This window comes from Chryseobacterium sp. Mn2064 (genome assembly GCF_049319685.1).
Classification (GTDB): Bacteria; Bacteroidota; Bacteroidia; order Flavobacteriales; family Weeksellaceae; genus Chryseobacterium.
Genome location: NZ_JBMOUE010000001.1, coordinates 43152 through 68146 on the forward strand (window position 1 = coordinate 43152; position 24995 = coordinate 68146).

General features: G+C 36.7%; 24 protein-coding genes. 20 read left to right on the forward strand and 4 right to left on the reverse strand.

The window, feature by feature from the left end; genetic code table 11:
• The first annotated feature begins 298 nt into the window (after positions 1-298).
• The gene (locus ACL9RH_RS00200) at positions 299-2398 is read left to right on the forward strand and encodes a M13 family metallopeptidase (protein ID WP_422691308.1); all 2100 of its coding nucleotides are present in this window, start codon (positions 299-301) and stop codon (positions 2396-2398) included.
• A 60-nt stretch (positions 2399-2458) separates the two neighbouring features.
• Here the strand turns inward: ACL9RH_RS00200 and ACL9RH_RS00205 are convergent, their stop codons facing one another.
• The gene (locus ACL9RH_RS00205; protein ID WP_422692642.1) at positions 2459-3505 is read right to left on the reverse strand and encodes a hypothetical protein; all 1047 of its coding nucleotides are present in this window, start codon (positions 3503-3505) and stop codon (positions 2459-2461) included.
• A 344-nt stretch (positions 3506-3849) separates the two neighbouring features.
• Here ACL9RH_RS00205 and ACL9RH_RS00210 point away from each other — a divergent pair, with 344 nt between their 5' ends.
• The 9 genes from ACL9RH_RS00210 (at position 3850) to ACL9RH_RS00250 (ending at position 12015) form a co-directional block, all read left to right on the forward strand.
• Positions 3850-4296, forward strand: coding sequence for a type VI secretion system contractile sheath small subunit (locus tag ACL9RH_RS00210; RefSeq protein ID WP_422691309.1), 447 nt, complete (start codon positions 3850-3852; stop codon positions 4294-4296).
• A 23-nt stretch (positions 4297-4319) separates the two neighbouring features.
• Positions 4320-5681, forward strand: coding sequence for a DUF5458 family protein (locus tag ACL9RH_RS00215; protein WP_422691310.1), 1362 nt, complete (start codon positions 4320-4322; stop codon positions 5679-5681).
• Positions 5682-5746: 65 nt separating this feature from the next.
• Positions 5747-6220 carry a hypothetical protein gene (locus ACL9RH_RS00220; protein ID WP_422691311.1) on the forward strand — a complete coding sequence of 158 codons (474 nt, stop codon included), beginning with the start codon at positions 5747-5749 and terminating at the stop codon, positions 6218-6220.
• 84 nt (positions 6221-6304) lie between these two features.
• Positions 6305-7339 carry an A/G-specific adenine glycosylase gene (gene mutY / locus ACL9RH_RS00225; RefSeq protein ID WP_422691312.1) on the forward strand — a complete coding sequence of 345 codons (1035 nt, stop codon included), beginning with the start codon at positions 6305-6307 and terminating at the stop codon, positions 7337-7339.
• Positions 7340-7383: 44 nt separating this feature from the next.
• Positions 7384-7941, forward strand: a complete 558-nt coding sequence (gene gldD, locus ACL9RH_RS00230; protein ID WP_422691313.1) for a gliding motility lipoprotein GldD — start codon at positions 7384-7386, stop codon at positions 7939-7941.
• Between the two features lie 27 nt (positions 7942-7968).
• A complete protein-coding gene (locus ACL9RH_RS00235; protein ID WP_422691314.1) occupies positions 7969-8892 on the forward strand; it encodes a PfkB family carbohydrate kinase in 924 nt (307 codons plus the stop codon).
• Between the two features lie 86 nt (positions 8893-8978).
• Positions 8979-10346: a peptidylprolyl isomerase gene (locus ACL9RH_RS00240; RefSeq protein ID WP_422691315.1), complete on the forward strand. Its 1368-nt coding sequence runs from the start codon at positions 8979-8981 to the stop codon at positions 10344-10346.
• A gap of 107 nt (positions 10347-10453) precedes the next feature.
• A complete protein-coding gene (locus ACL9RH_RS00245; RefSeq protein WP_422691316.1) occupies positions 10454-10954 on the forward strand; it encodes a hypothetical protein in 501 nt (166 codons plus the stop codon).
• Positions 10955-11025: 71 nt separating this feature from the next.
• Positions 11026-12015, forward strand: coding sequence for an NAD(P)H-dependent flavin oxidoreductase (locus ACL9RH_RS00250; RefSeq protein ID WP_422691317.1), 990 nt, complete (start codon positions 11026-11028; stop codon positions 12013-12015).
• Between the two features lie 34 nt (positions 12016-12049).
• Here ACL9RH_RS00250 and ACL9RH_RS00255 read toward each other — a convergent pair whose 3' ends face one another.
• Positions 12050-12511 carry an Lrp/AsnC family transcriptional regulator gene (locus ACL9RH_RS00255; protein ID WP_422691318.1) on the reverse strand — a complete coding sequence of 154 codons (462 nt, stop codon included), beginning with the start codon at positions 12509-12511 and terminating at the stop codon, positions 12050-12052.
• A gap of 187 nt (positions 12512-12698) precedes the next feature.
• Here ACL9RH_RS00255 and ACL9RH_RS00260 point away from each other — a divergent pair, with 187 nt between their 5' ends.
• Entirely contained in the window at positions 12699-13472 is a 774-nt protein-coding gene (locus ACL9RH_RS00260; protein ID WP_422691319.1) for an alpha/beta fold hydrolase, read from the forward strand.
• 117 nt (positions 13473-13589) lie between these two features.
• A complete protein-coding gene (locus tag ACL9RH_RS00265; RefSeq protein WP_422691320.1) occupies positions 13590-14420 on the forward strand; it encodes a GLPGLI family protein in 831 nt (276 codons plus the stop codon).
• A 2-nt stretch (positions 14421-14422) separates the two neighbouring features.
• On the opposite strand, the gene ACL9RH_RS00270 is transcribed toward ACL9RH_RS00265, so the two are convergent.
• Together ACL9RH_RS00270 and ACL9RH_RS00275 are read right to left on the reverse strand one after the other, a co-directional pair.
• On the reverse strand, positions 14423-15040 hold the full coding sequence (locus tag ACL9RH_RS00270; RefSeq protein WP_422691321.1) for a hypothetical protein: 618 nt from the start codon (positions 15038-15040) through the stop codon (positions 14423-14425).
• 27 nt (positions 15041-15067) lie between these two features.
• Positions 15068-15367, reverse strand: a complete 300-nt coding sequence (locus tag ACL9RH_RS00275) for a rhodanese-like domain-containing protein (protein ID WP_422691322.1) — start codon at positions 15365-15367, stop codon at positions 15068-15070.
• A gap of 170 nt (positions 15368-15537) precedes the next feature.
• On the opposite strand from ACL9RH_RS00275, the gene queG reads away from it, so the two are divergent.
• The 8 genes from queG to ACL9RH_RS00315 all read left to right on the forward strand — a co-directional run bounded on the left by queG (position 15538) and on the right by ACL9RH_RS00315 (position 24990).
• Entirely contained in the window at positions 15538-16482 is a 945-nt protein-coding gene (gene queG, locus ACL9RH_RS00280) for a tRNA epoxyqueuosine(34) reductase QueG (RefSeq protein ID WP_422691323.1), read from the forward strand.
• Between the two features lie 353 nt (positions 16483-16835).
• Complete coding sequence (locus ACL9RH_RS00285; RefSeq protein ID WP_422691324.1) at positions 16836-17519, forward strand: TIGR02117 family protein; 684 nt, start codon at positions 16836-16838, stop codon at positions 17517-17519.
• Positions 17519-18166 carry a murein L,D-transpeptidase catalytic domain-containing protein gene (locus ACL9RH_RS00290; RefSeq protein ID WP_422691325.1) on the forward strand — a complete coding sequence of 216 codons (648 nt, stop codon included), beginning with the start codon at positions 17519-17521 and terminating at the stop codon, positions 18164-18166. Before ACL9RH_RS00285 ends, ACL9RH_RS00290 begins: the two co-directional genes overlap by 1 nt.
• 78 nt (positions 18167-18244) lie before the next feature.
• A complete protein-coding gene (locus ACL9RH_RS00295) occupies positions 18245-18697 on the forward strand; it encodes an SRPBCC family protein (RefSeq protein ID WP_422691326.1) in 453 nt (150 codons plus the stop codon).
• Between the two features lie 237 nt (positions 18698-18934).
• On the forward strand, positions 18935-19267 hold the full coding sequence (locus ACL9RH_RS00300; protein ID WP_422691327.1) for a hypothetical protein: 333 nt from the start codon (positions 18935-18937) through the stop codon (positions 19265-19267).
• 60 nt (positions 19268-19327) lie between these two features.
• Positions 19328-20416 carry an efflux RND transporter periplasmic adaptor subunit gene (locus ACL9RH_RS00305; protein WP_422691328.1) on the forward strand — a complete coding sequence of 363 codons (1089 nt, stop codon included), beginning with the start codon at positions 19328-19330 and terminating at the stop codon, positions 20414-20416.
• 28 nt (positions 20417-20444) lie between these two features.
• The gene (locus ACL9RH_RS00310) at positions 20445-23567 is read left to right on the forward strand and encodes an efflux RND transporter permease subunit (RefSeq protein WP_422691329.1); all 3123 of its coding nucleotides are present in this window, start codon (positions 20445-20447) and stop codon (positions 23565-23567) included.
• Positions 23548-24990 carry a TolC family protein gene (locus ACL9RH_RS00315; RefSeq protein WP_422691330.1) on the forward strand — a complete coding sequence of 481 codons (1443 nt, stop codon included), beginning with the start codon at positions 23548-23550 and terminating at the stop codon, positions 24988-24990. The genes ACL9RH_RS00310 and ACL9RH_RS00315 overlap by 20 nt, the downstream gene beginning before the upstream one ends.
• The last annotated feature ends 5 nt before the right edge of the window (positions 24991-24995 follow it).

Consider the following 24995-nt stretch of genomic DNA (forward strand, 5'->3'; position numbering starts at 1 on the left):
TAAGAACCGCTCAGCAATGAGCGGTTTTGTTTTTTTAGGAGGTAGGTAATAGGCAGCAGGTTTTAGAGATTAGGGATTGCGAGACTGAGCCGAAGGGATAATATTTATAACAACGGCCCCCCATCATTCCCCTCCCTCGGAGGGGTGGCAAAAATTCTTTGAATTTTTGACGGGGTGGTTCTATACATAACAACGTCAAACATTAAACATAAAACACTCATATATCAATTATCATTCATTACATATCATTAAAGTTTGTATATTTGGTAAGTTTGTGTAAAATCAAAAATTATCTTTAATGAAAAAGCTAAATATTGGAATACTGGCTCTAGCGGGTATAGTATTTCTCAATTCGTGTGGAGCAGCAAAGACTGCAGGGACAGATACAAAGGCTGAGGCTACGAAAGTCGCAGTTGAAAAACCGGTGAAAGAAGAAGTGAAAGAGGAGGGGATCAATCTATCTTATATGGATACCAATGTCCGTCCGCAGGATGACTTTTTTAGCTATGTGAATGGGAATTGGGTGAAAAATACGCAGATTCCTTCCGATAAAGCCAATTGGGGATCTTTCAATGCATTGAGAGAAAATGTAGATGATGCTTCCTTAGATATACTGAACAAAATTCTTACAGAATCATATCCTGCAGGTTCAGAAGGACAGAAAATTCAAAATCTGTATGCTTCATTTATGGACACTGCAAAAAGAAACGCAGAAGGACTGGCTCCAATTAAAGGAGATCTTGCGAAAGTAGACGCTATAAAAAATGTTAACGATCTTCAGAAATATCTTTTAGATGCTACCAAATTAGGAGATAATTCTTTCTATGGCTGGAGAGTGGGTGCAGATATGAAAAATTCTCAGATGAATGCTGTTTACCTTGGAGGTCCGGATCTTGGTTTAGGAAGAGACTACTATCAGAAAGTAAACGATGCCAACACTAAAACATTGGCAGAATATCAGACTTATGTAGGTAAACTGTTTGGGGTTTTAGGATACAAAAATTCAGCACAGGCAGCGCAGAATGTTGTTGCTTTTGAAAAACAACTGGCTAATTATCTATTAACTCTTGAGCAGAACAGAGATGCCAATTTAAGATACAACCCTAAAAACGTATCCGAACTTTCAGGTCTTGTTAAAAATGTTGATCTTGCAAAATATCTGAAAGATGCTGGTGTTAATACAGACAGAGTTATTATTGGTGAATTGAAATATTACCAGAATATGGATCAGTTCATTACTCAGAAAAACCTTCCATTATTGAAAGATTATCTGAAATATCATATCATCAACGGAAACGCAAGCAATCTGGATGACAATTTGGAACAGATCAGATTCGATTTCTATGCTAAATATTTACAGGGGCAGAAAGAGCAGCGTCCTATGAACAAAAGAGGACTTACTCTTGTAAACGGAGTTCTTGGAGAAGCTTTCGGTAAATTATACGTTGATCAGTATTTCACTCCTGAAGCGAAAAAGCAGATGGAAACCTATATTGATTATATTTTAAAATCATTTAAAAGCCACATCGCCAGTATCGACTGGATGTCTCCTGAGACCAAAGTGAAAGCACAGGAAAAACTATCCAAGTTTACTGTGAAAATTGCTTACCCTGACAAATGGAAAGACTACAGCCAACTGAAAGTAGAATCTCCAAAACAGGGAGCAACATTATACTCTAATCTTCAGAATGTGTCTGCATGGCAATATCAGAAAAGCTTAGATAAAGTAGGAAAACCTGTTGACAAAACAGAATGGGGAATGTCTCCACAAACAGTAAACGCATATTACAGCGGATCAAACAACGAAATTGTGTTCCCTGCTGCAATCCTTCAACCTCCTTTCTACAATCCTAAAGCAGATGCTGCTGTTAACTTCGGAGGTATTGGTGCCGTTATCGGACACGAAATCTCTCACGGATTTGATGACAGTGGTTCCCGTTTCGATGGTGATGGTAACCTGAACAACTGGTGGACAGATGCCGACCGTAAGAATTTTGATGCTAAAGTAGCTCAGTTAGCTGCTCAGTACAGTGCTTACGAACCTGTAAAAGGAAGTTTCGTAAACGGTAAATTCACAAGTGGGGAAAATATTGGTGACTTAGGTGGAGTAGCTGTTGCTTATGACGCGCTTCAAATGTATTTAAAAGATAAAGGAAACCCTGGAAAAATCAGTGGATTTACTCAGGATCAGAGATTCTTTATGAGCTGGGCTACCGTTTGGAGAACCAAGGCTACCGATCAGTATATGATCAATCAGGTGAAAACAGATCCGCATTCTCCGGGAATGTTCAGAGCATTCGGTCCGTTGGTGAATCAGGACTCTTTCATCAAAGCATTCGATATCAAATCAGGTGATAAACTATATAAAGCACCTCAGGATAGAATAAAAATCTGGTAATTTTACCCGAAAATTGTTAGAAAAGAAAGAATCCGTCTCAATGCGAGGCGGATTCTCTTTTTAATATTCTTTTTTATAATTTTTGAGAACAAACTTGATCCCGGTTTCTATAATATCTCCCATCGTTTTACAATACTTGAAATTCACATCATAAGTAAGTTTCTGTAAAGCTGTCCTTAATTCTATGACATTGGCCTCCGGTGCAATATTGTCCTGCTTCATAATCGAAATAAGTTCTTCGAATCTGTTTTGGCTGCTAGTTACTCTTTTTACAATTTGTGAGCGTACTTCCTTACGGTATTGCTCTATGGAACTAGGTTTCAGTTTTTCCAAGACCATCTTAACCATGAGGTTGTTTTCTTTAAAATATTGCGGAAGATAAACCTTCAAATTTCCTTCATAACTTTGCTGATCAAAATCGATAGGACGAATTCTGTAAATAACCTGGTCAAAATCATGGATGGGAATTACCACGTAGTTATAAGAACGCATATCACCAAGAAGCCCAATAAGACAACGTTCATTGAATTTCACAAACTCCTTAGAAATCTGAGCCTTTTCCAGTTCTGAGCAGTTGAACATATGTTTCTGAATAAAAACATCCCCAGGAATTCCTAAAATATGCTCCTCTATCAAAGTGTTTTTGTAAACCAGAAAATTGATTCGGTTGGGAGAAAGCAGATCTTCAAGCTCCAGTCCGAATATTCGGGAAGCATCTGCCTGCTTAATATAAAAATAAGTATAATTATCATTCAGAATATTTCTCACCCGAACCCGAAAAGGTTTGGAATTTCCAAAAGTACAGAAGTCAATCGTATCTACTTTCAGATAAGGTAAAGTCGCAATATCCCCGTCAGAATGGAGAAGAGTGTAGATTTTATTGAGATTGGCTTCGATTTCTTTAAACTCATGTTCGGAATATAGTACTCCAAGCCACAAAGTATCTTTTCCGTCCTTATCCAGAATACTGACACTATCACTGAATCTTAGCAGATCTTCATACAGAAACCTGATCTGAGTAGTTCTGTTATACTTTTCCAAATAGTGCTGCAATGCATCTGAAACTGGAAAGATCGGCTTTCTAAACGCTATTTTTACATCTTTCATGATACCGTTCACTTTGCTTAAATATAAAGAATATTTTTTAGTAATGTTCAAAAAACTCTTCTTTTAAGATTCATTTGAAACAGGAAAACATCCCAAAAATTATTTATTTTTTTTCTTGAATGACTTTATTTATTTTTTCATAGCTTAGTGATATCGTAATATCATGATTTTATGTTAAATAAGTCTGATTAATTTTAAATAATTCAAGAAAAATCTTGACAAAATTTTGTATGTTACAGTTTTTTTTTAAATTTAAACATTGGATTGGTAATTTATTCGATTCGTCTGTAAATTACTCAAAGACAGATCCAAACCAAAATAGTAAATCTCAAAATAATAATAATATGGCAATGTTTAATTATGGTGTTGGCGGCAACGAGGTAAAAGTAGACGCTAATGAAGCTATTCAGGAAATACAGGAAAATAAATCACTGATAGTAAGCCAGCTTACAACAGAAGAATCTTATACCCCTGAAATTGTAACAGGATTGAAAACCGTTGAAGATGTTTTCAAACATTTCCAACCTTCTGTATCTGTACAGCACGAATCAGAAGACGGAGCAATGGTAGAAGAAGAATTCCGTTTTCAAAACCTTGGTGACTTTACCCCGAAAAGCCTTACTCAGAAGTCAGATTATCTGCAGCAATTGAGCATGGAACAGGAACAGTACAACAAAATAGTACGCCAGCTGAAAACAAATAAAATTCTACGCAATATGTTGGAGAACGAGCAAACAAGAGCAGCGTTCATCGAAGTATTGAAAGATGTAGCACAAGAACTTGAAAAATAATTAAAGACACTTACACTTAAATCATGGATAGCAAATTACAGGCACAAGAAAGCCAACAGCAGGGGCAGCAGCAACACTCCGGCCAGCCGAAAGGCAACCCGCTTGCAGAGCTCAATAAAATGGGAGGTTTTGGCTTTGTTGAATCCGTTGTAGACGGTATCGCCAATATGAACCCGACAAGAAAAGCAAGAAAGGAAATCTTCCTGAATGATAGCAATAAGTCAGATGAAAGAAAAGAACTTCTTCAGAAGATCAACCTTTGGGTAAGCCTTCTGGAAGGAAACGAATCTGCAGATAAGATGGCTGATACCTGCAAATCAAAAGCACAGCAGGCTGATCAGAACCTAAAAACAAACCTAAAAAATACACTGGATGCCGTTCGTATGTTGGAAACCAACTATAGAACCGTAGCGCAATTCTACAAAAATACAGAATTGGATAAAGTGGATAACGTAAGCATTGTGAATGCAAGTATTGATCAGGTTTCAGACCTTGATAATCCTTTATTCATCGATGCCATCTCAGAAGAATTCAAAAATTACTACGACCGTCTTGATCTTAGAGATAACTATTCAATCCTTGCGATTCCTGGATATTTAGGATCTAACAAAGTAATCGAGAAATGGGCAAAAATATGTAACGAAAACAAAGTAATGATGGTTACAGACTTCGCCAATCTTGATAAGCCGGATGATGTGGTAGATTTATTCCACTCTGCGAACCTTACCGGAGGAGAACTCCACAGAAGTAACGTTATTATGACGTGTAACTGGCTGGTAGGTCGTGGAAAAGCTGAAGAAGTTGGAGAAGAAGAGAACGTAGAACTTCCACCTTCCACTTCATTAGCAGGTAAAATTCACAAAACCCTGATGTCTCAGGTAGCAGCAGGTAAAAAACACGGTAACATCAACGAAGTTGACGCTGTAAAATTCGAATTGAAGAAAAGCGAAATTTCTCAATTGGAAAAAATGGGTCTTGTACCAATGGTAAACGAGTATGGAAAAATCATGGCTTTCTCTGCAAAGACACTATTTACAGGAGACAATATCGGTCTTCAGACGTATTCCGTAGTTCGTGTATTCGACTATGTAACCAAAGTATTGCTTGACTTCCTGAACAGAAGAGCTTTCGAAAACTGGAATGCTAAAAACGAAGACGATTTGAGAAGACAGATCGTTACATTCCTTGATAATATTAAAGGACCGGACAAATTAATTGAAAAATTCAAAATTGTTCGTTTCGAACAGGATAGAGTAAATAAAGACAGAGTATGGCTGGATATCCGTATGACGCCTTATTTCCCAACAAAAAGTTTTGTTATTAAACTGGACGGACACAAGGGAGATGATGGTAACGAATGGGATGCAGAATATGCTCAGGAATAAAATAAACCTATTTTAAATAAAAAAACCGATGCCTTTGTACATCGGTTTTTTTTCAACCAACACCTATGAAATTGAATATGAATAAAAAACTGATCATAAGCTTACCTGCTTTATTGATGATGCTTCTGGTGAGTTGTGAAAAAAAATACCAAAGCCCTGGTCACTATGAAAACGACCTGTTTTCCGATGAACGGCAGGAAGGAAAGGCTTACATCATGAATACAGAGGAATGCTTTGACGGGAGTGAACTCGTTATTGCAAGCTCAACCGTAAAATTGGCAGACAGCTCTAAAGATCGCGGAAAATCATTTTTCCTTTATAAAGTAAATTCAGGTAAAGTCTTAAAAACAGTAAGAGACTCCACGGTAGAAATTCCTATGATGTTCCTGTCTCAATACAAATTAAAGCTTAAAAACAACGATTCTATGTATGTGTATCTGAAAAAACTGGAAGGATACCGCTTTATCGCCAAAGACCGAAACCTTAAATATCAATGGCTAAAGGCTGCTCCTGTCTACTCTGTGAAAGCTGACAAATAAATTTTATCTTTGCAAACAGAATATGCTTCGGTATCATACCGTATAAATGGGAAGGATATTCGTTAAAAAGATAAACAAAAATTTTTGGAGAAGGACATCAGAAATTCAGATTTTCTGCACATAGGCAATAAAATTCTGGATTGGTATAAGAACAATGCAAGAGATCTGCCTTTCAGACAGACAAAAGATCCGTATAAAATCTGGATCTGTGAAATCGTATTTCAGCAGACAAGGATCAATCAGGGGCTTAATCATTACAATAATTTTATCGAGCGTTTTCCAGATGTGAAAACATTGGCAGAAGCTGAAGAAAATGAAGTTTTACTGTATTGGAAAGGTTTGGGCTACTATTCAAGAGCTATTAATATCCATAAAGCGGCACAACAGATCATGAATGATTATAAAGGCGTCTTTCCTGATCAGTACGAAGAAATTCTACAATTGAAAGGAGTAGGGAAGTATACTGCAGCTGCTGTTTCAAGTATTTGTTTCAATGGAAAAATGCCTGCTGTTGACGGAAATTTCTACCGCGTTCTGAGTCGTATTTTTGCCGATGATTTTGATATTTCAAACTCTAAAGCATTTACTTATTTTTCTGAATTGGCAAAACTGGTAATGCCGGAAAACGTGGGCGATTTTAATCAGGCCATGATGGATATTGGTTCAGAAATCTGTAAACCTAAAAATCCGCTTTGTGGAGAATGTCCCGTAAATGAGGACTGCCTTGCTTTCTCTATGCAGAATATTTCCAATTATCCTGTAAAAACAAAAAAAGTGAAAGCAGAAGATCTTGCTTTGACCTATTATTTTGTACACAGAAACGGAAATTTTTTAATTCGTCAACGAAAAGAAGACTTTATCTGGAAAAAATTATTTGAATTTCCTACTGCCGTTTCGAAGGATATGGAAACATTCATTACGGGTTCTAAAACCATTAATCATAAACTGACTCACAAAAACCTAAGCATTGAAATCTTTAATGTTAACGTAGATTCGGAAGCGGTTTGGAATGATTTTGTTGCTGAAAATCAATACCTGATCACAAATCTGGAAGGCTCCCATGAAAAATCCTTTCCCAAGCCATTAGAGAATTACATCCAAAACTCTCTGAAAGACTGAAATTTGTCTTCCGAAATCTGAAATCTAATTTGTACTTTTGCAAAATGATAAAAAAAGTCATTTTTATTTTTGTATCACTGCTTTTAATTTCATGTGGAAAAGATCCTGTTCCAAAACCTTATGGAGAACTGCGTCTTGAGTACCCCGCACCGAAATACCAGAAGTTTGTAAACGATTGTGCCTATACCTTTGAATATTCAGACTTTGCCAACATTACTCCGGCAAAGAAGCCTTGTTGGTTCTATCTGAATTATCCTAAAATGAAGGCGAAGATTTTCGTTACCTATTACCCGATACAGAATGACTTTGCACAGCACATCAAGGAAGCTGAAAAAATGGTATACGAACATACCATAAAAGCTAGTTCCATAGATACAAAATCCTTTGAATATCCTGAAAAAAAGGTATACGGAAATTTCTATGAGCTGAAAGGGCAAAGTGCTTCCAACCTTCAGTTTTATATTACAGACAGTACGAAACATTTCGTAACTGCTTATCTATACTTTAATTCGAGACCGAAACCGGATTCTCTGGCTCCTGCAGTGAACTACATCAAAAATGATATGAAACACCTGCTGGATTCCTTTGAATGGAAAAAATAATTACTTTTAATATACATTGAAAAATATATGAAACTTTTAGTTGTAGGAAGTGTTGCATTTGATGCAATTGAAACACCATTTGGTAAAACGGACAAAATTTTGGGAGGTGCAGCCACTTATATTGGGATCACTTCATCTATTTTAGGCGTTAAATCCGGTATCGTTTCTGTAGTAGGAGGAGACTTTCCACAGGAGCACCTTGACATGTTTACAAACAGAGAGGTAAATATTGAAGGAATTGAAATCGTGAAAGAAGGAAAAACATTCTTCTGGTCAGGAAAATACCACAACGATCTGAATACAAGAGATACTTTAGCTACTGAAGTAAACGTATTGGAAAACTTTGATCCGAAAATTCCGGATTCAATGCAGGATGCCGAAATTTTATTACTTGGGAACCTACACCCTGGTGTTCAGTTATCTGTATTGGAAAAAATGAACAACCGTCCTAAACTTGTTATCCTTGATACCATGAACTTCTGGATGGATTCTGCTTGGGATATTTTGATGGAAATGATTGCTAAAACAGACGTTATTACCATCAATGATGAAGAAGCAAGACAACTTTCAGGAGAATATTCTTTAGTAAAAGCCGCTAAAAAGATCCATACGATGGGACCTGAGTACGTGATCATCAAAAAAGGAGAGCACGGAGCTTTACTTTTCCATGACAATAAAGTATTCGCGATCCCGGCTCTTCCATTAGAAGATGTTTTTGATCCAACTGGTGCTGGAGATACTTTTGCAGGAGGTTTTGCCGCTTATCTTGCTAAAAAAGGTAAAATTGATTTCGAAACTATGAAATCTGCACTTATCGTTGGTTCTGCAATGGCTTCATTTACTGTTGAGAAATTTGGAACCGAAAGAATTGAAGAGGTAAACGAATCTGATATGTTCAGCAGATTGAGACAATTTAAAGAATTGACAACATTTGATGTTGAACTGCAGTAAATAAGTCTTTTTAAGAAATATTTATAATAAAAAATTGAGTAAAATTCGTTAAGAATTCTAAATTTGCAACTTGTTAAAATAGTAAAATGACAAATAAACTAAAAATCACTTTTCTCCTTGGGATTTTCATCATGATGTTTTCTTCCAATATGATGAATGCTCAGCTAAAATCAGGAGATTTAGTGGATGGTATTGCTGCTGTTATCGGTAATGAGATCGTTTTGGAATCTGATGTAACTGAGCAGATGAATTATGGGAAACAGCAGGGAGCGAATAATACAGATAAATGTGAGTTCCTTGAAAACCTGATCAACAATAAGCTTCTTGTATACGAAGCAAAAAAAGATACATTAATTGAAAACCGTTCTGCAGCCATTAAAGAACAGGCTAATGCAAAATACCGTCAGTTGCTTTCTCAATTTCCGGATGAAAAAACATTGCTTGCTGCTTATAAGTTCAGAAACGCTTATGAAATGAAGAACGCTATCGAGAAAATCGATACCGATCAGTATTACGGGCAGGCAAAATATCAAAGAATTACAGATAAGGCAGATGTAACGCCAAATGAGGTGACAGACTTTTACAACATGTATAAGATGCAGTTGCCACAGGTAAAAGATGAGGTTACTTTAGCTCAGATCATGATTTATCCTTCTTTAACGGAAGCTCATAAGCAGGATCTTATCAAGAGACTGAAAAAAATCAAACAGGATATCCTTGGTGGTGAAACATTTGAAAGCCAGGCAAGAATCTATTCTGAAGATGAAGGATCTGCTTCCAACGGAGGTTTGTATAAAAATATCAACAAAGGGCAGATGGTAAAACCATTCGAAGCTGCTGCGTTGAACCTTCAGGAAAATGAAATTTCAGAACCTATTGAATCTGAATTCGGATACCATATTATTCAGTTGCTGAAAAGATCAGGTAAAGTATATGATGCAAGACACATCTTGTTAAAAGCAACTCCTACCGATGAGGAACTTAAAACTGCAAAAGCAAAACTTGACAGTATCAGAGGATTAATCATCGCAGGAAAAATGACATTTAAAGATGCCGCTTTCAAGTTTTCAGATGATAAAAGAACTAAGTTCAATGCAGGAATTGTTCCTGGAGCAGACGGTTCTGATAAAATCGAAAGAGAAAGTATCCCTGGAACCATCAGTTATGAGTTAGCTGGTTTGAATAAAGGAGACATCACGACTGCTTTTGAAGATGACGATAACAGAAGAAAAGTTGTTAAGATTCTTAAAATGGAAGATGTGATCCCTGCTCACCAGATTACTTTGGAAACAGATTTCAGCCGAATCAAGCAGATGGCCCTGAATAAAAAGAAAAATGAAATGATTGAAAAGTTTGTCAACTCTAAGTTACCAACCACTTTCATTTCTATTGACGGGCGTTACAGCACCTGTGACTTCAAAGCCAATTGGAAAAAAGATTCTATCAAAAAATAATATCAAAACCTTCAGAATTTCTGAAGGTTTTTTGTTTTATAAAACTAAGCTGATGTTTTTAATAATAGGCGTATACCATATTGTATATCTTTACAAAAATTTTGAAAATGGATTTTACTTTTTATCTTAACGAATTTCGTGTAGCGGCTTCAAAAGTCTCAGGAGAAGAGTTGGAAAAGAATAATCTTAAAATCTCTGTCGATATCGTTCTTGAATCTGTTGCTCTTAAAATTCATAAGCCTCACTGGTATGGCGATTCAAAAACAACAAAAGAGGAAAATGGGAGGATTTTCTTTTCAATATGGCTCAATGATAAAACGATAGAAGAAGGAAAGCTTTACTATAATATTCATGCTTTAAAACTGCGTGAATTAAAACAATATACAATAGCCAGCCGAGGTTTTGCGGATAATTTTAGAATTTTATTTTCAAAAAATCAAAAAGATTGGCCGAATGTAAGTATCAACTATGGCCCACTTACTTTGATGCAGGGATGGATAGAGCTGGAAAATGAAAGCCTACAAAAAGATATTGATACACTGATTCAGAAGTTTGTGAACATAAGTTCCACCATCGATCAGGTTCTGGAAAAGTATAAGAAACACTGATTTTTAATCTGTCAATATATTTTTTAATCAGTACAAGAGCCTGATAATACTTGTTTTTAGTATTTTTACATATGAGTAATTTTATAGATTTCAACGCTGCAAAAAAACTTCATGATATGCAGACTAGCCAAAATAGAATTTCAGAACTTTTTAATATTAAGTACCCCATTATACAGGCTGGAATGATCTGGCACTCAGGATGGAGATTAGCTTCCGCCGTTTCCAACTGTGGTGGATTGGGATTAATTGGTGCAGGAAGCATGTATCCCGATATCTTAAGAGAAAACATTAAAAAGTGTAAACAGGCAACAGATAAACCTTTTGGGGTAAATGTTCCCATGTTGTATCCCAATTTGGAGGAAATTATTCAGATTATTCTTGAAGAAGGAGTGAAAATTGTATTTACTTCAGCAGGTAATCCTAAGACCTATACCGAAACCCTTCAAAAGGAAGGAATAAAAGTTGCTCACGTCGTTTCTTCTACCAAATTTGCTGCGAAATGTGAAGATGCAGGGGTTGATGCTATCGTTGCTGAAGGTTTTGAAGCCGGAGGACACAATGGAAGAGACGAGACAACGACTTTTTGCCTTATTCCTAACGTGAAAAGACATATATCGAAACCATTAATTGCTGCAGGAGGAATTGCTTTAGGATCACAGATGAAAGCAGCAATGATCTTAGGGGCAGACGGAGTACAGATCGGGTCGCGTTTTGCTGCCACTACCGAAGCCAGCGCCCATGAAAACTGGAAAAAGAAGATCATAGAATTGCAGGAAGGAGATACACATCTTACTTTAAAGGAATTGGCACCCGTAAGAATGGTGAAAAATAAATTCTTCAATGAGCTGGAAGAGATTTATCAGACAGGACGCAATAAAGAAGCTTTAATTTCATCATTGGGAAGAGCCAGAGCAAAAAAAGGAATGTTTGAAGGAGATATGGAAGATGGTGAATTAGAAATAGGACAGGTTTCTGCCTTGATTAATGATATACTTCCGGTTGAAGCTGTTTTCAGTCAGTTATTGAAAGAATTTGAAGAAGTGAAAATGCCAACTTTATAATAGAAAAGGAACCTGAGCAAAGGTTCCTTTTACATTAAAAATGAAGTTCCGTAGACTGTTTGATATGACTCATCACAAATGAACTTTTAATTTTACTGATATTCGGAATCACAGATAGTTTTGTCGCTATAAATTCACTGAAAGCTTCAGGGCTCTGTACCACAACTTTTAAGATGTAATCAAAAATTCCCCCTGTGACGTAGGCTTCAACAACTTCATCAAGTGTAGCAATTTTTTTAGAAAATTCTTCTACATATTCAATCTGCTGGCTGTTGAGGGATACTGTTATAATGACAGTGAAATTTAAGCCTACTTTTTTAGGATCAATCAAGGCTACATAATTGGTAATATAACCTTCGCTTTCCAGCTTCTTTATTTTGTCGTAAATAGAAGTACGGGACATGTTGAGTCTTTCCGTAAGGTCGGTAATATCAAATCTTGAGCTTTTTTGGAGTATTCTTAATAATTCCAGTTCTTGTTTTCCCAGTGTATCCATCCGGATTTTTTCCAATAAAGATATAAAAATATATTACTTTTTGAATATTGTTTTGATTTAGGTGATTATATCGGGACTTTTTACATATTTAAGCTTTATATTTCGTACTTATTTTGCTAATTGGTATTTTTGTTCGGATTTGAGTCAATAGAATTATTGGGTGGCAAATTTTAAAATGATTGTAAATATGATAGAGAATAAAATAGTAAATATAAGCGAACAACACCTATATATAGAATATAATAACACATTTGAAAATAGACCTACCATTGTCTTTTTGCATGATTCCTTAGGTTCAGTACAGCTTTGGAGAGATCTGCCCGCGAAACTGGCTGAAACAACACAATGCAATACTCTTGCTTATGACCGTCTGGGATACGGAAAGTCATATCCGATGCCTACTCACGAGAGACCGGTAAATTATATGGAACTGGAAGCCGATATATTGAATGATCTTTTAACGGAGTTAAATATCAGTAAAGCTATTCTCTTCGGGCACAGTGACGGTGGAACAATAGCCCTTATTACAGCAGCCAAATATCCAGAGAGAGTTAATACTGTAATTTGCGAAGCCGGACATATTTTTGTGGAAGAGGTAACATTGAAAGGAGTTTATGATGCCTGGGAAGCTTATAAAACAACGAACCTTCCAGAACGTCTGCAAAAATATCACGGTGATAAAGTGGAAACCCTTTTCAGAGCTTGGACAGAAACCTGGACACGCGATGATTACAGAAGTTGGAATATAGAATATCTCCTTAAAAATATTACTTCACCATTACTATTTATTCAGGGTGAAGCCGATGAATATGGTACTCTGGATCAGGTCGAAAAAACAATTACGCAGGTGAGTGGAGACGCAGAAAAGTATATAATTTCAGGAGTAGGACATACTCCACACAAGGAAGTTCCAGAGCTTGTATTGGAAAAGGTAACAGAATTTATAGGTAAATATTTTTAATGTAAAATATAAAAAAAGACACGTTGTGAAAGGTGTCTTTTTTTGTTTTAAGTAAACTATTAATATTTAAGTAATTAAACGTATCTTGCTCTTGACTAAAACCAGAAAACATCCTTTATGAAATATTTTATTCTCATTCTTTTCTTTTTTACGCAGATGGCACAGGCGCAGAACAAAAGATTCATTTATCAATATACTTGCATTCCGGATTCTACAAATACCACAGATATTATTAAAGACATTATGTTTTTAGATGTTATTAATAATAAATCTTTGTTTTACAGTCGTTTCAAGTTTACAGAAGACTCTACCTCAATAGCAGAAGCACAGAAAAAGAATTTTTATATTCCGAATGCTCCTATTTTATATAGAGTGGAAAAAACAAATGGTAAGATCTTCTTGTTGACCACCGATTACGGCTTAGGGAAAATAAGTGTTGAAGAGAATAGAATAATTAACTGGAAAATAGATCCTGCTAAACAAAAAATCGGGGAGTATAACAGTCAGAAAGCAACAGCTGATTTTGGAGGCAGAAAGTGGATCGCATGGTTTACTACAGATATTCCGATACAGGATGGCCCTTATAAATTCTCAGGATTACCGGGGTTGATTGTTAAAATGGAAGATGTCACGAAGAGTCACATCTATGAATTGATAGGAGTTAAAAACTTATCCAAAGAAATAGAATACCCTGATTTAAATTCTGGAGCTAAAGAACTTACCTTGACGCGGAAACAGTTTGAAGAAGCTTTTGTCAAATATAGAAAAGATCCCGCTGCAGCCACAAGGCAACGTTATATAGAAGGTAAAATAATTGACCATCGTGATAGTGTAGGAAATCTTCGTACAGGCGCAGATGTTGTTCGGGACGTAGAAAAAAGTAGCAAAGAAAGGCTGAAGAAAGATAATAATATCATTGAAATAGATCTTTTGAAAACAATAAGGTAGTATTACAATAAGCTAAGTTCGGCGTCAATATTTTTCTTTGCCTGTTCTTCATATTGCTCTTTAAAATAGTCAGTTTTAAAAATACTTTCACGATCAAGGAAGTGATTCAGTACCTTTTTTCTTCCAGGTTTATAAAGTAAATCCGGATAAATGGAATATTCTTTTCTAATATTTTGTGTATAATTTGAGTAAATAGACCAATCTTTCCCCAAAATAGAAAGATCAGCATCCAAAAGATAATTAATATCTCCGTTGTCAGATTTCTGATGATGTTTTGTAGCAAGAATTTCTTCAGAGATCAAAGTAATCTCGTGAGTGGCTAATCCAAGTTCTTTAAGTCTTTTTTCAGCCGTTAAAGCACTCTTCTCCTCATTAGATTTAGACGTTGCATCATAAATAATATCGTGATAAAATACAGCGAAAGAAATTGCCGGAAAATTAATAATCTGATCTTTCACTTCTTCCAACTCTGTAAACATACTGCTCAAATGGAGAAGATTATGATAGTGTCTGCCTTTTTCAGCATATTTTGTTTCGATTTCCTTCCATAAAGAGAAAATGAAAGCCTGGTTTTGAGTAAAAGGCGAACAAAGCTGTACAAAATGATCTTTTAAATTCATCACGAAAAAATATAAAAAAAGGAACTTTTAAAAAGTTCCTCTGTTTGCTTCAAGTGTATCTTTCAGTTCAGCCCAGCCACCGCCGTTATAGCCTTCCTTTAATCCCTGAGAAGTAAGGTATTCCAAAGCTTTTCCACTTCTGTTTCCACTTCTGCAGAATAAGATTACCGGTTTCTCGATAGATAAAATCTCTTCCTGTCTATCTTCTACTTCACCAAGAGGAATATTCTTAGCTCCTTCTATATTTCCGTCCATTTCAAGCTCCATTGGCTCACGAACGTCGATCAATTCATAGTTTCCAGATTGTATTACTTCTATTAAAGACATAGTTGTTTATTTTAAACATTAAATTATGAACCAAATTACGTAATTTTTTTTTGAAAAAAATCTTAATGAAGGCATAAATTTTAAGAAAAGAAACAGCATAGAAGTTATGTATGAAAATGATTGTACCCTGAAAGATTCATAAAATAATCTTAGTTTTGCAGTGTGAAATTATGAATGCAAATGCCGAAAAATATTCTCAACTGATAAAAGCCAAAGCAAAAAGTTTTGGTTTTCAGAACTGTGGTATTTCAAAGGCTGATTTTTTAGAGGAAGAGGCTCCCCGCCTTGAACGATGGTTGAAGAACAACTTCAACGGCCAAATGAAATATATGGAAAATCATTTCGACAAAAGACTTGATCCAAGACTTCTGGTTGAAGGTTCCAAATCTGTAATTTCACTTTCCTATAACTACTTTCCTGAAGAAAAAATATCCGTACTGGAGAACTATAAAATATCCAAATACGCTTACGCAGAAGATTATCACGAGGTGATCAAAGAAATTCTCCGCGAGATGGTTGCCGAACTGCAGGAAGAAATTGGAGAATTCGGTTTTAGGGTCTTTGTAGATTCAGCGCCCGTTCTAGAAAGAGCCTGGGCTCGAAAATCGGGAATAGGATGGGTAGGGAAAAATGCCAATCTCATTACTAAACAAAACGGTTCTTTTTATTTTCTTGCTGAAATTATCTGTGAACTTGAACTTGTTCCCGATCATGAAACCACAGACCATTGCGGAACCTGTAGAAAATGTGTTGATGCCTGTCCTACAGATGCTATTGTTTCAGAAAAGATTATTGATGGCAGCAAATGTATTTCCTATGCAACCATAGAGCTTAGGGACGAAATTCCGGCCCATTTTAAAGATAAAATGGAAGATTGGATGTTTGGATGTGATATCTGCCAGGACGTGTGCCCATGGAACCGTTTTTCAGCACCCAATAAACAAAGCCGTTTTAAGCCTAACGAAGCATTGAAAAACTTCAAAAAAGGAGAATGGAAAGAACTTACCCAAGAAATTTTCTCAGAGATCTTTAGAAAATCACCCGTGAAAAGAACCAAATTTGCAGGCCTGAAGCGCAATATTGAATTTTTACAGAAATCTTCAGACTTACTTTAGGCTCAACTTTTGGTGACAATTCCTTCTTTGGAATTTCTCTCATTTCCAAACTAAAGCAGATAAACGACCATTCCTTCAACTTTTTGCTGTAAGGAGGTAAAGATTTTTTTCAATAAGTTACTTGAAAAGCCTTTCCTAAAAAGAAAAATTGATTTTCAGGAGATCAAATCTCACCGAAAATCAACGTTTTTTTTGTATTCTTTTTGGAGCAGTTTTTACTCTTACTTTAAATCTTTTCTGGGATTTGGTATTTTTACGCATATTTGTGAATATTTCGTAACTAAATTTAACGATTTTTTCGATTAAAACAAATACTTTTACAAAAAAGTGTAGATTAAATTTTATTAAAAAACATGACGGTGAAAATTATTTTAATGTATGTGCTCAAAACGATAGGAATCATTTTGGGATTAGTTCTTATCTATGTGCTGCTGGGGCTTGGATTGCCCTTTATTTCTGTTTCTGCTAAAGATGACGGACAGAAGAAAGAAATACCTATTTATATTTATACCAATGGCGTGCATACAGACATCGTGATGCCTGTGAAAAACGATCTTCAGGATTGGAGTCTTAAAATTCCTTTTGCCAATACAAAATCCAAAAGAACAGACTATCATTATATCGGAATAGGATGGGGAGACAAAGGTTTTTACCTTGATACACCAACTTGGGCTGATCTCAAATTATCTACAGCATTGAAAGCCGCATTTTGGCTGAGCGATTCGGCGATGCATTGCACCTATTATACCACCATGAAAGAAGGTGAAGATTGTAAAATGATTATGATCAGCAGAGGACAGTATGAAAATCTTGTGAAATATGTAGAAAATAAATTCGACAGAGATCAGAATGGAAATTTCATCCTTATTCCTACCAATGCAGTATATAGTGATAATGATGCGTTCTATGATGCTCAGGGTACTTACAGCTTTTTATATACTTGCAATACATGGTCTAATAATGCTTTAAAAGCTGCCGGACAGAAAGCTGCACTTTGGACACCAACAGATTTTGGAATTTTTCGACACTATAAATAATGAAGTCTATCTTTTTGCTATGTGCCCTTACTTTCGTTTTTTCCTGTAGTCAGGAAAGAAGAGGTAATATAATAAGAGAAATAGTTACTTCGGATGAAGTTGAAAAGAAACCGGAAGCCGATCTGTCCAGACTCAAAGCGAAAGCTGAAGAAGCATTGACATTCTGTAAATCGAAAAACTTGAATTCCGATTTCTGTATTCTGATTGATATGAGCCTTCACTCAGGCGTCAACCGTTTTTTTATCTGGGATTTTAAAAAGAATGCTGTTTCCGGAAAATATCTGGTAGGACATGGGTGTGGAACCAATTCATGGAGTAAAGATGATTCCAAAGACAATCCCGGCTTCAGCAATGATGATGGCAGCCACCTCTCATCCCTTGGAAAATACAAATTGCAGGGAAGAGGCTACAGCGATTGGGGAATTCATATAAAATATCTGATGCATGGCCTTGAAGAAACCAACAACAATGCTTTGAAAAGATTTATTGTTTTTCATTCCTGGGATCAGATGAGTGATCAGGAAGTCTTTCCCAAAGGGTCTCCAGAAGGTTGGGGCTGTCCTACAATTTCCAACAACGCGATGCGGGAGATTGATCCAATGATTCAGAAGGCTGGAAAACCTGTTTTAATGTGGATCTATAATTAAAGACGAAATGTTAATCTATAATCGTAATTTTGGTGTGAAAAATTAAACACATTCGTTTTCGAATATAAAATCATTCGTATGAAACACCAACTTGTAAGGGAACAGCAGCTGAGCTGTGATATAGAAACTGCATGGAAATTTTTCTCTTCAGCCAACAATCTGTCAGAGATCACTCCAAAAGACATGGGTTTTATCGTTTTAACAGAAATGAAAGATGATGAAATCTATGAAGGAATGCTGATTGATTATTATGTTTCCCCGTTGTTTGGAATTAAAATGAAATGGCAGACCGAGATCACTCACGTAGATTTTCAGAAAAGTTTTATCGATTTTCAGAGAAAAGGTCCGTATAAATTGTGGAACCATCATCATGAATTTATTCCCAATGAAGAAGGAGTGCTAATGAAAGATACAATTGATTATGAACTTCCGATGGGCTTTCTGGGGGAAATAGCTCACAATCTCTTTGTCAGAAAGAAACTGGAACATATTTTTGATTATCGTTTCAGAGTGTTGAGTAAATTGTTTTAAAACAATCCGTTTTAAGTTTAAATCTTTTCTTTTATCAATCAAATACATTAGCAAAAACCTTGATAACTCTAATCATTTGATTATTAAAATTTACCGTGTTGTTAGGGTTGAAAATATTCATACGTTTGTATATTCTTTACGTTTTTTTAACAGTAAAAGGACAGGAACTCCATTAAAAATCCCTAATTTTGCAGAATTATCGTTTTTTTACTAAAAAACTAATGTGTTCTGTTTGACATGGCAGGTCTGAGGTCATTTTTCTTATTTTATATCCTACTGGTTTTTTCTCTATTCAATTCGAATTGGGCAGAAGAATCGTTGCAGGATATTCCGCATGTTCCTCATGTAAGTAATATTTACCTGCTGGATGTCTACGAAGAGGCGGATATGAACACGCATGCACTGCCTGCAGCCTCTAAAATTGTAAAACATTCTGTTCGTAAAGATGAGCTCGCAGTAGGTGATTTTTCAGGAATTCTAAAAGTTATTCCTAAAATTACTCTTCCTAATATTGCCTTATCCATTATTTGCGGAGTTAAATCTTTCCTCCATCTCCTCCAATTGTTTTAGGGGTAAATTTCTGAAAACCAAATCATTTTAACGGAAATTTTATAACCTAAACATTTAAAAATGTATTTTAAAAATGTAATAATTTGCAGTCTTGCAATATTATTCGCTGTGTCATGCAGTAAAGACAACAAAAAAAACAATCAGAAAGATAAAGAAGTTCCCGTACTGGAAATCAAAGAAAAAGATACGCTGGTAAGCAACCAGTTTGTCACTGATATTCAGGCTAAGAAAAACGTAGAAATGCGTTCCAGGATTGGAGGGATTATTCAGCATATCTATGTGAATGAGGGACAGTTTGTGCATCAGGGGCAAGCTCTGTTTAAAATTAACGATGCTGAACTTCAGATGGAACTTCTTAAAGCCAATGCCGCGCTGAAACAGGCTCAAGCCGATGTAAGAATTGCAGAAGTAGAATTGAAACAAATCCAGAGTCTTCATGCCAAAAAATTTGTTGCCAACAACGAACTTGAAATGGTAAAGGCAAAACTGTCATCTGCACAAGCTAAACAATCCTTTGCTGATGCTGAGAAGAGAGCTGTTCTTCAGAAAGTTAGTTTTACGAAGATCACAGCCCCTTTCGATGGAGTTATTGATGTGATTCCTCTTAAAGACGGAAGTTTGGTGGAAAATGGAACTTTATTAACCACTTTGTCTCAGCTTAATGAAGTCTACGCTTACTTTTCGATTCCGGAAAATATGTACTTTGAGCTTCTGGCTAATGACAAAATAGGGAATCATCAGAAAATCGAACTGACGCTTCCTAATGGCGTAAATTATCAGTTTAACGGAGCTTTAAAAACAGCCGAAGGAGAAATAGACAGAGCTACCGGATCTATTCGTTATAAAGTACTTTTCCCAAATCCGGACCGACTGATCAAGCACGGAACTTCCGGAAAGCTTATTATCTCGGAGCAACAGAATAACGCCATTCTTATTCCGCAGAAATCTACCTTCTCTATTCAGGATAAAACTTATGTTTTTGTGGTTAATAAACAGAACAAAGTGAAAATGACCAATATTAAGATCGGAACAACCTTAAGAGATTCTTACATGGTGGAAAGTGGTCTTAAAAAGGGAGATTTAATCATTTATGAAGGAACTCAGTCTTTGAAAGATGGAGATGTCATCAAAATCAAAAAGAAGTATTAACCTTTCATAATCTTTAAATCAATTAACAATGGTAGAAATGTTTATAAGACGAAAGGTTCTTTCGTTGGTTATTTCCATAGTGTTTGTACTTCTGGGAATTATGGCTCTTCTAAAGATGCCGATTACCCAGTTTCCGGATATCGTACCGCCTTCTGTAACGGTAACCGCAAAATATACGGGAGCGAATGCCGAAGTATCAGCCAATGCAGTGGCTCTCCCTTTAGAAAGGGCAATCAATGGAGTTCCGGGAATGACTTATATGTCGACCGTAACTTCTAATGACGGTCTCACCTTGATTCAGGTTTTCTTTGAAGTAGGAACAGATCCTGATGTGGCAGCAGTAAACGTTCAGAATAGAGTAACAACCATTCTTGATGAGCTTCCTGAAGAAGTAATCCGGGCCGGAGTAACCACAGAAAAAGAGGTAAACAGTATGCTGATGTACCTCAATATTACGAGTACAGATCCTAGTCAGGACGAACAGTTTATTTACAACTTTACGGATATTAATGTTCTTCAGGAACTGAAGCGTATTGATGGAGTAGGACGTGCAGAAATCATGGGCCAAAAAGAGTATTCCATGAGAGTATGGCTGGATCCGCAGAAGATGGCCGCTTACAATATTTCGGCTGATGAAGTGATTACCTCATTACAAAAGCAGAATATCTCGGCAGCACCTGGAAAGGTGGGAGAAACCTCCGGGAAAACCTCCAGCCAGCTGCAATACGTTATTAAATATAAAGGGAAATTCTTCGAACCTAAACAATATGAAGAAGTTCCCATAAGATCAGATGTAGACGGAACCATTCTAAAGCTGAAAGATATTGCTAAAGTAGAATTCGGAGCCATGAATTATGGAATGGTTTCCAAGACAGACGGAAGACCTTCCGCTTCGATCATGATGAAACAGCGCCCCGGTTCTAATGCTTCAGAAGTAATAGAAAGTGTAAAGACCAAAATGGAAGAGCTGAAAGTATCATCCTTTCCTCCGGGAATGGAATATAACATGGCTTATGATGTGTCCAGATTCTTGGATGCTTCTATCAGTGCTGTACTTACAACTCTTATTGAAGCTTTTATTCTGGTAGGAATTGTAGTATTTATATTTCTTCAGGACTGGCGTTCAACTTTAATTCCTGTACTGGCTGTGCCGGTAGCATTGGTAGGAACCTTTGCTTTTATGAATATGTTGGATTTCTCAGTAAACCTATTGACGCTTTTTGCTTTGGTTCTGGCCATCGGAATTGTCGTAGATAATGCTATTGTTGTTGTAGAAGCCGTCCATGTTAAAATGGAAGAAGGAATGAATGCCATGGATGCCACCGTCAGTGCTACTAAAGAAATAGCCGGAGCTGTAGTTGCTATTACCATTGTAATGTCTGCCGTATTCATTCCTGTAGCATTTCTTGATGGTCCGGTAGGAGTATTTTACAGACAGTTTTCATTAACGCTGGCTATTAGTATTGTGATTTCAGGAGTAAATGCATTGACTCTTACTCCGGCGCTGTGTGCCATTATTTTAAAACCTCACGATCATAATAAAAAGAAAACAATCATTGATAGGTTTTTCCGAAGTTTTAATACCGGATTTGACCGACTGACCAATGGTTATGTTAGAGTTTTATCAAAATTTGCAACAAGAACCACAGTGACTTTTGGGATTCTATTTTTATTCGTTGGGCTAACTTTTGTGACGAGCAAGTTTTTACCCACAGGTTTTATTCCTATGGAAGATCAAGGAATGGTATACGTAAGTGTAACCACACCACAGGGAGCAACGGTAGAAAGAACGGAAAAAGTACTGGATGAAGTAACCGTCATTGCAAAGAAAATTGAAGGCGTAGAAAACGTAACAACACTTGCAGGGTATAGTATTGTAACAGAAATTGCAGGCTCATCTTACGGAATGGCAATGATCAACCTTAAAGACTGGAAAGAAAGAAATATCTCAGTTAATGAGCTGATTGAAAAGCTTTCAGATAAAACCAAAAGTATTGCAGATGCCCAGATTGAAATCTTTGCGCCTCCAACAGTTCCCGGATTCGGAAATACAAGTGGTTTTGAACTGCGTTTGTTGGATAGAACCGGAGGAACCATCGAAAATACAGATAAAATCACCAAAGATTTTGTGAAGAAACTGAATGAAGCACCTGAGCTCAAAAACAACTTTACCAGTTTTGATGCTACTTTCCCTCAGTATATGATCAATGTAGATTATGATATGGCGGCAAAAAAAGGAATTTCGGTAGATAATGCCATGTCTACGCTACAGACGATGCTGGGGTCTTATTATGCGACCAATTTTATCCGTTTCAGCCAGATGTATAAAGTAATGGTTCAGGCAAGCCCTGAGCACAGAGATACTCCCGAAAGTATTCTGAATCTATACTTAAAGAATGATAAAGGCGAAATGGTTCCTTTTTCCACATTTATCACCATCGAAAAAGTCTACGGCCCGGAAGTATTAACCCGATACAATATGTATATGTCTGCGATGATTAACGGAGAACCTGCAGAAGGGTATAGCTCCGGAGATGCCATTGCAGCAGTGGAACGTGTAGCAAAAGAAGTCCTTCCGAGAGGATTCGATATTGAGTGGTCGGGAATGACGAGGGAAGAGATTTTATCAGGAAATCAAACCATTTATATCTTCCTGATCTGTCTCTTATTTGTATACCTTTTACTAGCTGCCCAATACGAGAGTTTTCTTCTTCCAATGCCCGTATTATTAAGTCTTCCAACAGGAATTTTCGGTTCCTACATCGCTTTGGTGTTGGCTGGCTTAGATAATAATATCTATGCACAGGTGGCTCTGGTCATGCTAATCGGACTTTTGGCTAAAAATGCCATCCTGATTGTAGAATTTGCCGTTGCCAGAAATAAGCAGGGGTTTGATATCATTCCGGCAGCTATCGAAGGAGCAAGACAGCGTCTGCGTCCCATTCTGATGACTTCCTTTGCCTTTGTGGCGGGGCTTATTCCTTTGTGTATCGCATCAGGAGCGGGAGCAATTGGTAACCGTTCCATTGGTACAGCTGCTGCGGGAGGAATGTTGATCGGAACCATCTTCGGACTGGTGGTCATTCCGGGATTGTATATATTCTTTGCAAAACTTGAAAATAAGAAGAAAGATGAAAAGATTAAATCATAGAAATATAATATACGGAATTGTGGTATTGAGCTTAGTATCATGTGCTGTTCCGCAGGTCGCAGATCTGAAAAAAGCTCAAACGTTACCTGAATCACCTATTAAACCTGCAAGTTCAGAAGAATTTCAGCATCTTAATCTCAAAGCATATTTTACAGATCCTCTTCTACTTGAGCTTTTTGATAAAGTAGTACAGGCCAACCCGGATTTTCAGATTGCACAGCAAAGAGTGGAAATTGCCAACAGCTTTCTCCAACGTTCTAAAATGGATCTTTTGCCCTCTCTTGAAGTGGGGGCAGAAGTTTCCGGAAACCGATACGGAAAATATACAATGGAAGGAGTAGGAAACTACGATACCAATCTTTCGCCCAATATTACTGAAGAGCAGAAGATCAACCGGGATTTCACTCCCAATTATTGGTTAGGAGCCCGAAGCAGTTGGGAAATCGATGCCTGGGGAAAGCTGAAAAATAAAAAGATTGCTGCCCAAAAGAAATTCCTGGCTTCTACAGAAGGATTAAGGCTGCTTCAGGTTGAACTCTTCACAGATATTGCTAATTTGTATTATCAGCTGGTAGCTTTAGACAACCGACTTGCAATTTATCAGAAAAACTATAATCTTCAGCAGAGAGCGTTTGAAATTGTTTTGGCTCAGCGTGAAGTAGGAAAGGCCACAGAGCTTGCAGTACAGCAGTTTAAAGCACAGAATAACAACTGGCTTGCTGAGATTGAACATATTAAAGTCGAGATTGTTACCGTAGAGCAAGCCATTACAACCCTTACAGGAAGCTACGGCGGAGAAGTAAAACGGGGTAAGACGCTTATGCCGACCAATTTGGATGTTCTTAATAAAACGATTAATGTAGAAGCGGTGATTCATTCCAGACCGGATGTTGCCGCCAATTATTATGTTTTGGAAGCTTCCCAGGCAGATGCAAAGGCTGCAAGAGCTGCTTTTTATCCAAAAATTGATTTGGGAGCAGGTTTTGGGCTAAACTCCTTCTCCGTTGAAACTCTTTTCAAGCCAAGTTCATTAGCTGGGCAACTGTTAGGAGGATTAATGGTTCCTGTTTTTAATAAAGGTCAGCTGAAATATGAATTCAAGGTAGCCAGCAAAGAGCAGGAAATTGCTTTTTTAAACTATCAGAAAAGTATTACAACAGCTTTTAATGAGCTTCAGTCTATCCTGAAACAGACAAAGATCTATGAGCGGGTTTTAAAACTGAAATCCGAGGAAGTTGGTTTTCTGGATCGAGGAGTTGAGGTTTCTAATGATCTCTATCTGACGGGATACGCCAATTATTTTGAACTGATCAACTCTCAAAAGAGCAAACTTACAGCTGAATTGGATTTGTTGCAGTTTCAGCATCAGAATACCAGAAATAACGTTCTGCTGTTTAAAGCATTGGGTGGGAAGCTGGATTAATTTTT

Bases quoted from the DNA above. Each gene is read 5' to 3' on its own strand.
- ACL9RH_RS00200 (WP_422691308.1), top strand. From the start codon at position 299: ATGAAAAAGCTAAATATTGGAATACTGGCTCTAGCGGGTATAGTATTT.
- ACL9RH_RS00205 (WP_422692642.1), bottom strand. From the start codon at position 3,505: ATGAAAGATGTAAAAATAGCGTTTAGAAAGCCGATCTTTCCAGTTTCA.
- ACL9RH_RS00210 (WP_422691309.1), top strand. From the start codon at position 3,850: ATGGCAATGTTTAATTATGGTGTTGGCGGCAACGAGGTAAAAGTAGAC.
- ACL9RH_RS00215 (WP_422691310.1), top strand. From the start codon at position 4,320: ATGGATAGCAAATTACAGGCACAAGAAAGCCAACAGCAGGGGCAGCAG.
- ACL9RH_RS00220 (WP_422691311.1), top strand. From the start codon at position 5,747: ATGAAATTGAATATGAATAAAAAACTGATCATAAGCTTACCTGCTTTA.
- gldD (WP_422691313.1), top strand. From the start codon at position 7,384: ATGATAAAAAAAGTCATTTTTATTTTTGTATCACTGCTTTTAATTTCA.
- ACL9RH_RS00235 (WP_422691314.1), top strand. From the start codon at position 7,969: ATGAAACTTTTAGTTGTAGGAAGTGTTGCATTTGATGCAATTGAAACA.
- ACL9RH_RS00240 (WP_422691315.1), top strand. From the start codon at position 8,979: ATGACAAATAAACTAAAAATCACTTTTCTCCTTGGGATTTTCATCATG.
- ACL9RH_RS00245 (WP_422691316.1), top strand. From the start codon at position 10,454: ATGGATTTTACTTTTTATCTTAACGAATTTCGTGTAGCGGCTTCAAAA.
- ACL9RH_RS00250 (WP_422691317.1), top strand. From the start codon at position 11,026: ATGAGTAATTTTATAGATTTCAACGCTGCAAAAAAACTTCATGATATG.
- ACL9RH_RS00255 (WP_422691318.1), bottom strand. From the start codon at position 12,511: ATGGATACACTGGGAAAACAAGAACTGGAATTATTAAGAATACTCCAA.
- ACL9RH_RS00260 (WP_422691319.1), top strand. From the start codon at position 12,699: ATGATAGAGAATAAAATAGTAAATATAAGCGAACAACACCTATATATA.
- ACL9RH_RS00265 (WP_422691320.1), top strand. From the start codon at position 13,590: ATGAAATATTTTATTCTCATTCTTTTCTTTTTTACGCAGATGGCACAG.
- ACL9RH_RS00270 (WP_422691321.1), bottom strand. From the start codon at position 15,040: ATGAATTTAAAAGATCATTTTGTACAGCTTTGTTCGCCTTTTACTCAA.
- ACL9RH_RS00275 (WP_422691322.1), bottom strand. From the start codon at position 15,367: ATGTCTTTAATAGAAGTAATACAATCTGGAAACTATGAATTGATCGAC.
- queG (WP_422691323.1), top strand. From the start codon at position 15,538: ATGAATGCAAATGCCGAAAAATATTCTCAACTGATAAAAGCCAAAGCA.
- ACL9RH_RS00285 (WP_422691324.1), top strand. From the start codon at position 16,836: ATGACGGTGAAAATTATTTTAATGTATGTGCTCAAAACGATAGGAATC.
- ACL9RH_RS00290 (WP_422691325.1), top strand. From the start codon at position 17,519: ATGAAGTCTATCTTTTTGCTATGTGCCCTTACTTTCGTTTTTTCCTGT.
- ACL9RH_RS00295 (WP_422691326.1), top strand. From the start codon at position 18,245: ATGAAACACCAACTTGTAAGGGAACAGCAGCTGAGCTGTGATATAGAA.
- ACL9RH_RS00300 (WP_422691327.1), top strand. From the start codon at position 18,935: ATGGCAGGTCTGAGGTCATTTTTCTTATTTTATATCCTACTGGTTTTT.
- ACL9RH_RS00305 (WP_422691328.1), top strand. From the start codon at position 19,328: ATGTATTTTAAAAATGTAATAATTTGCAGTCTTGCAATATTATTCGCT.
- ACL9RH_RS00310 (WP_422691329.1), top strand. From the start codon at position 20,445: ATGGTAGAAATGTTTATAAGACGAAAGGTTCTTTCGTTGGTTATTTCC.
- ACL9RH_RS00315 (WP_422691330.1), top strand. From the start codon at position 23,548: ATGAAAAGATTAAATCATAGAAATATAATATACGGAATTGTGGTATTG.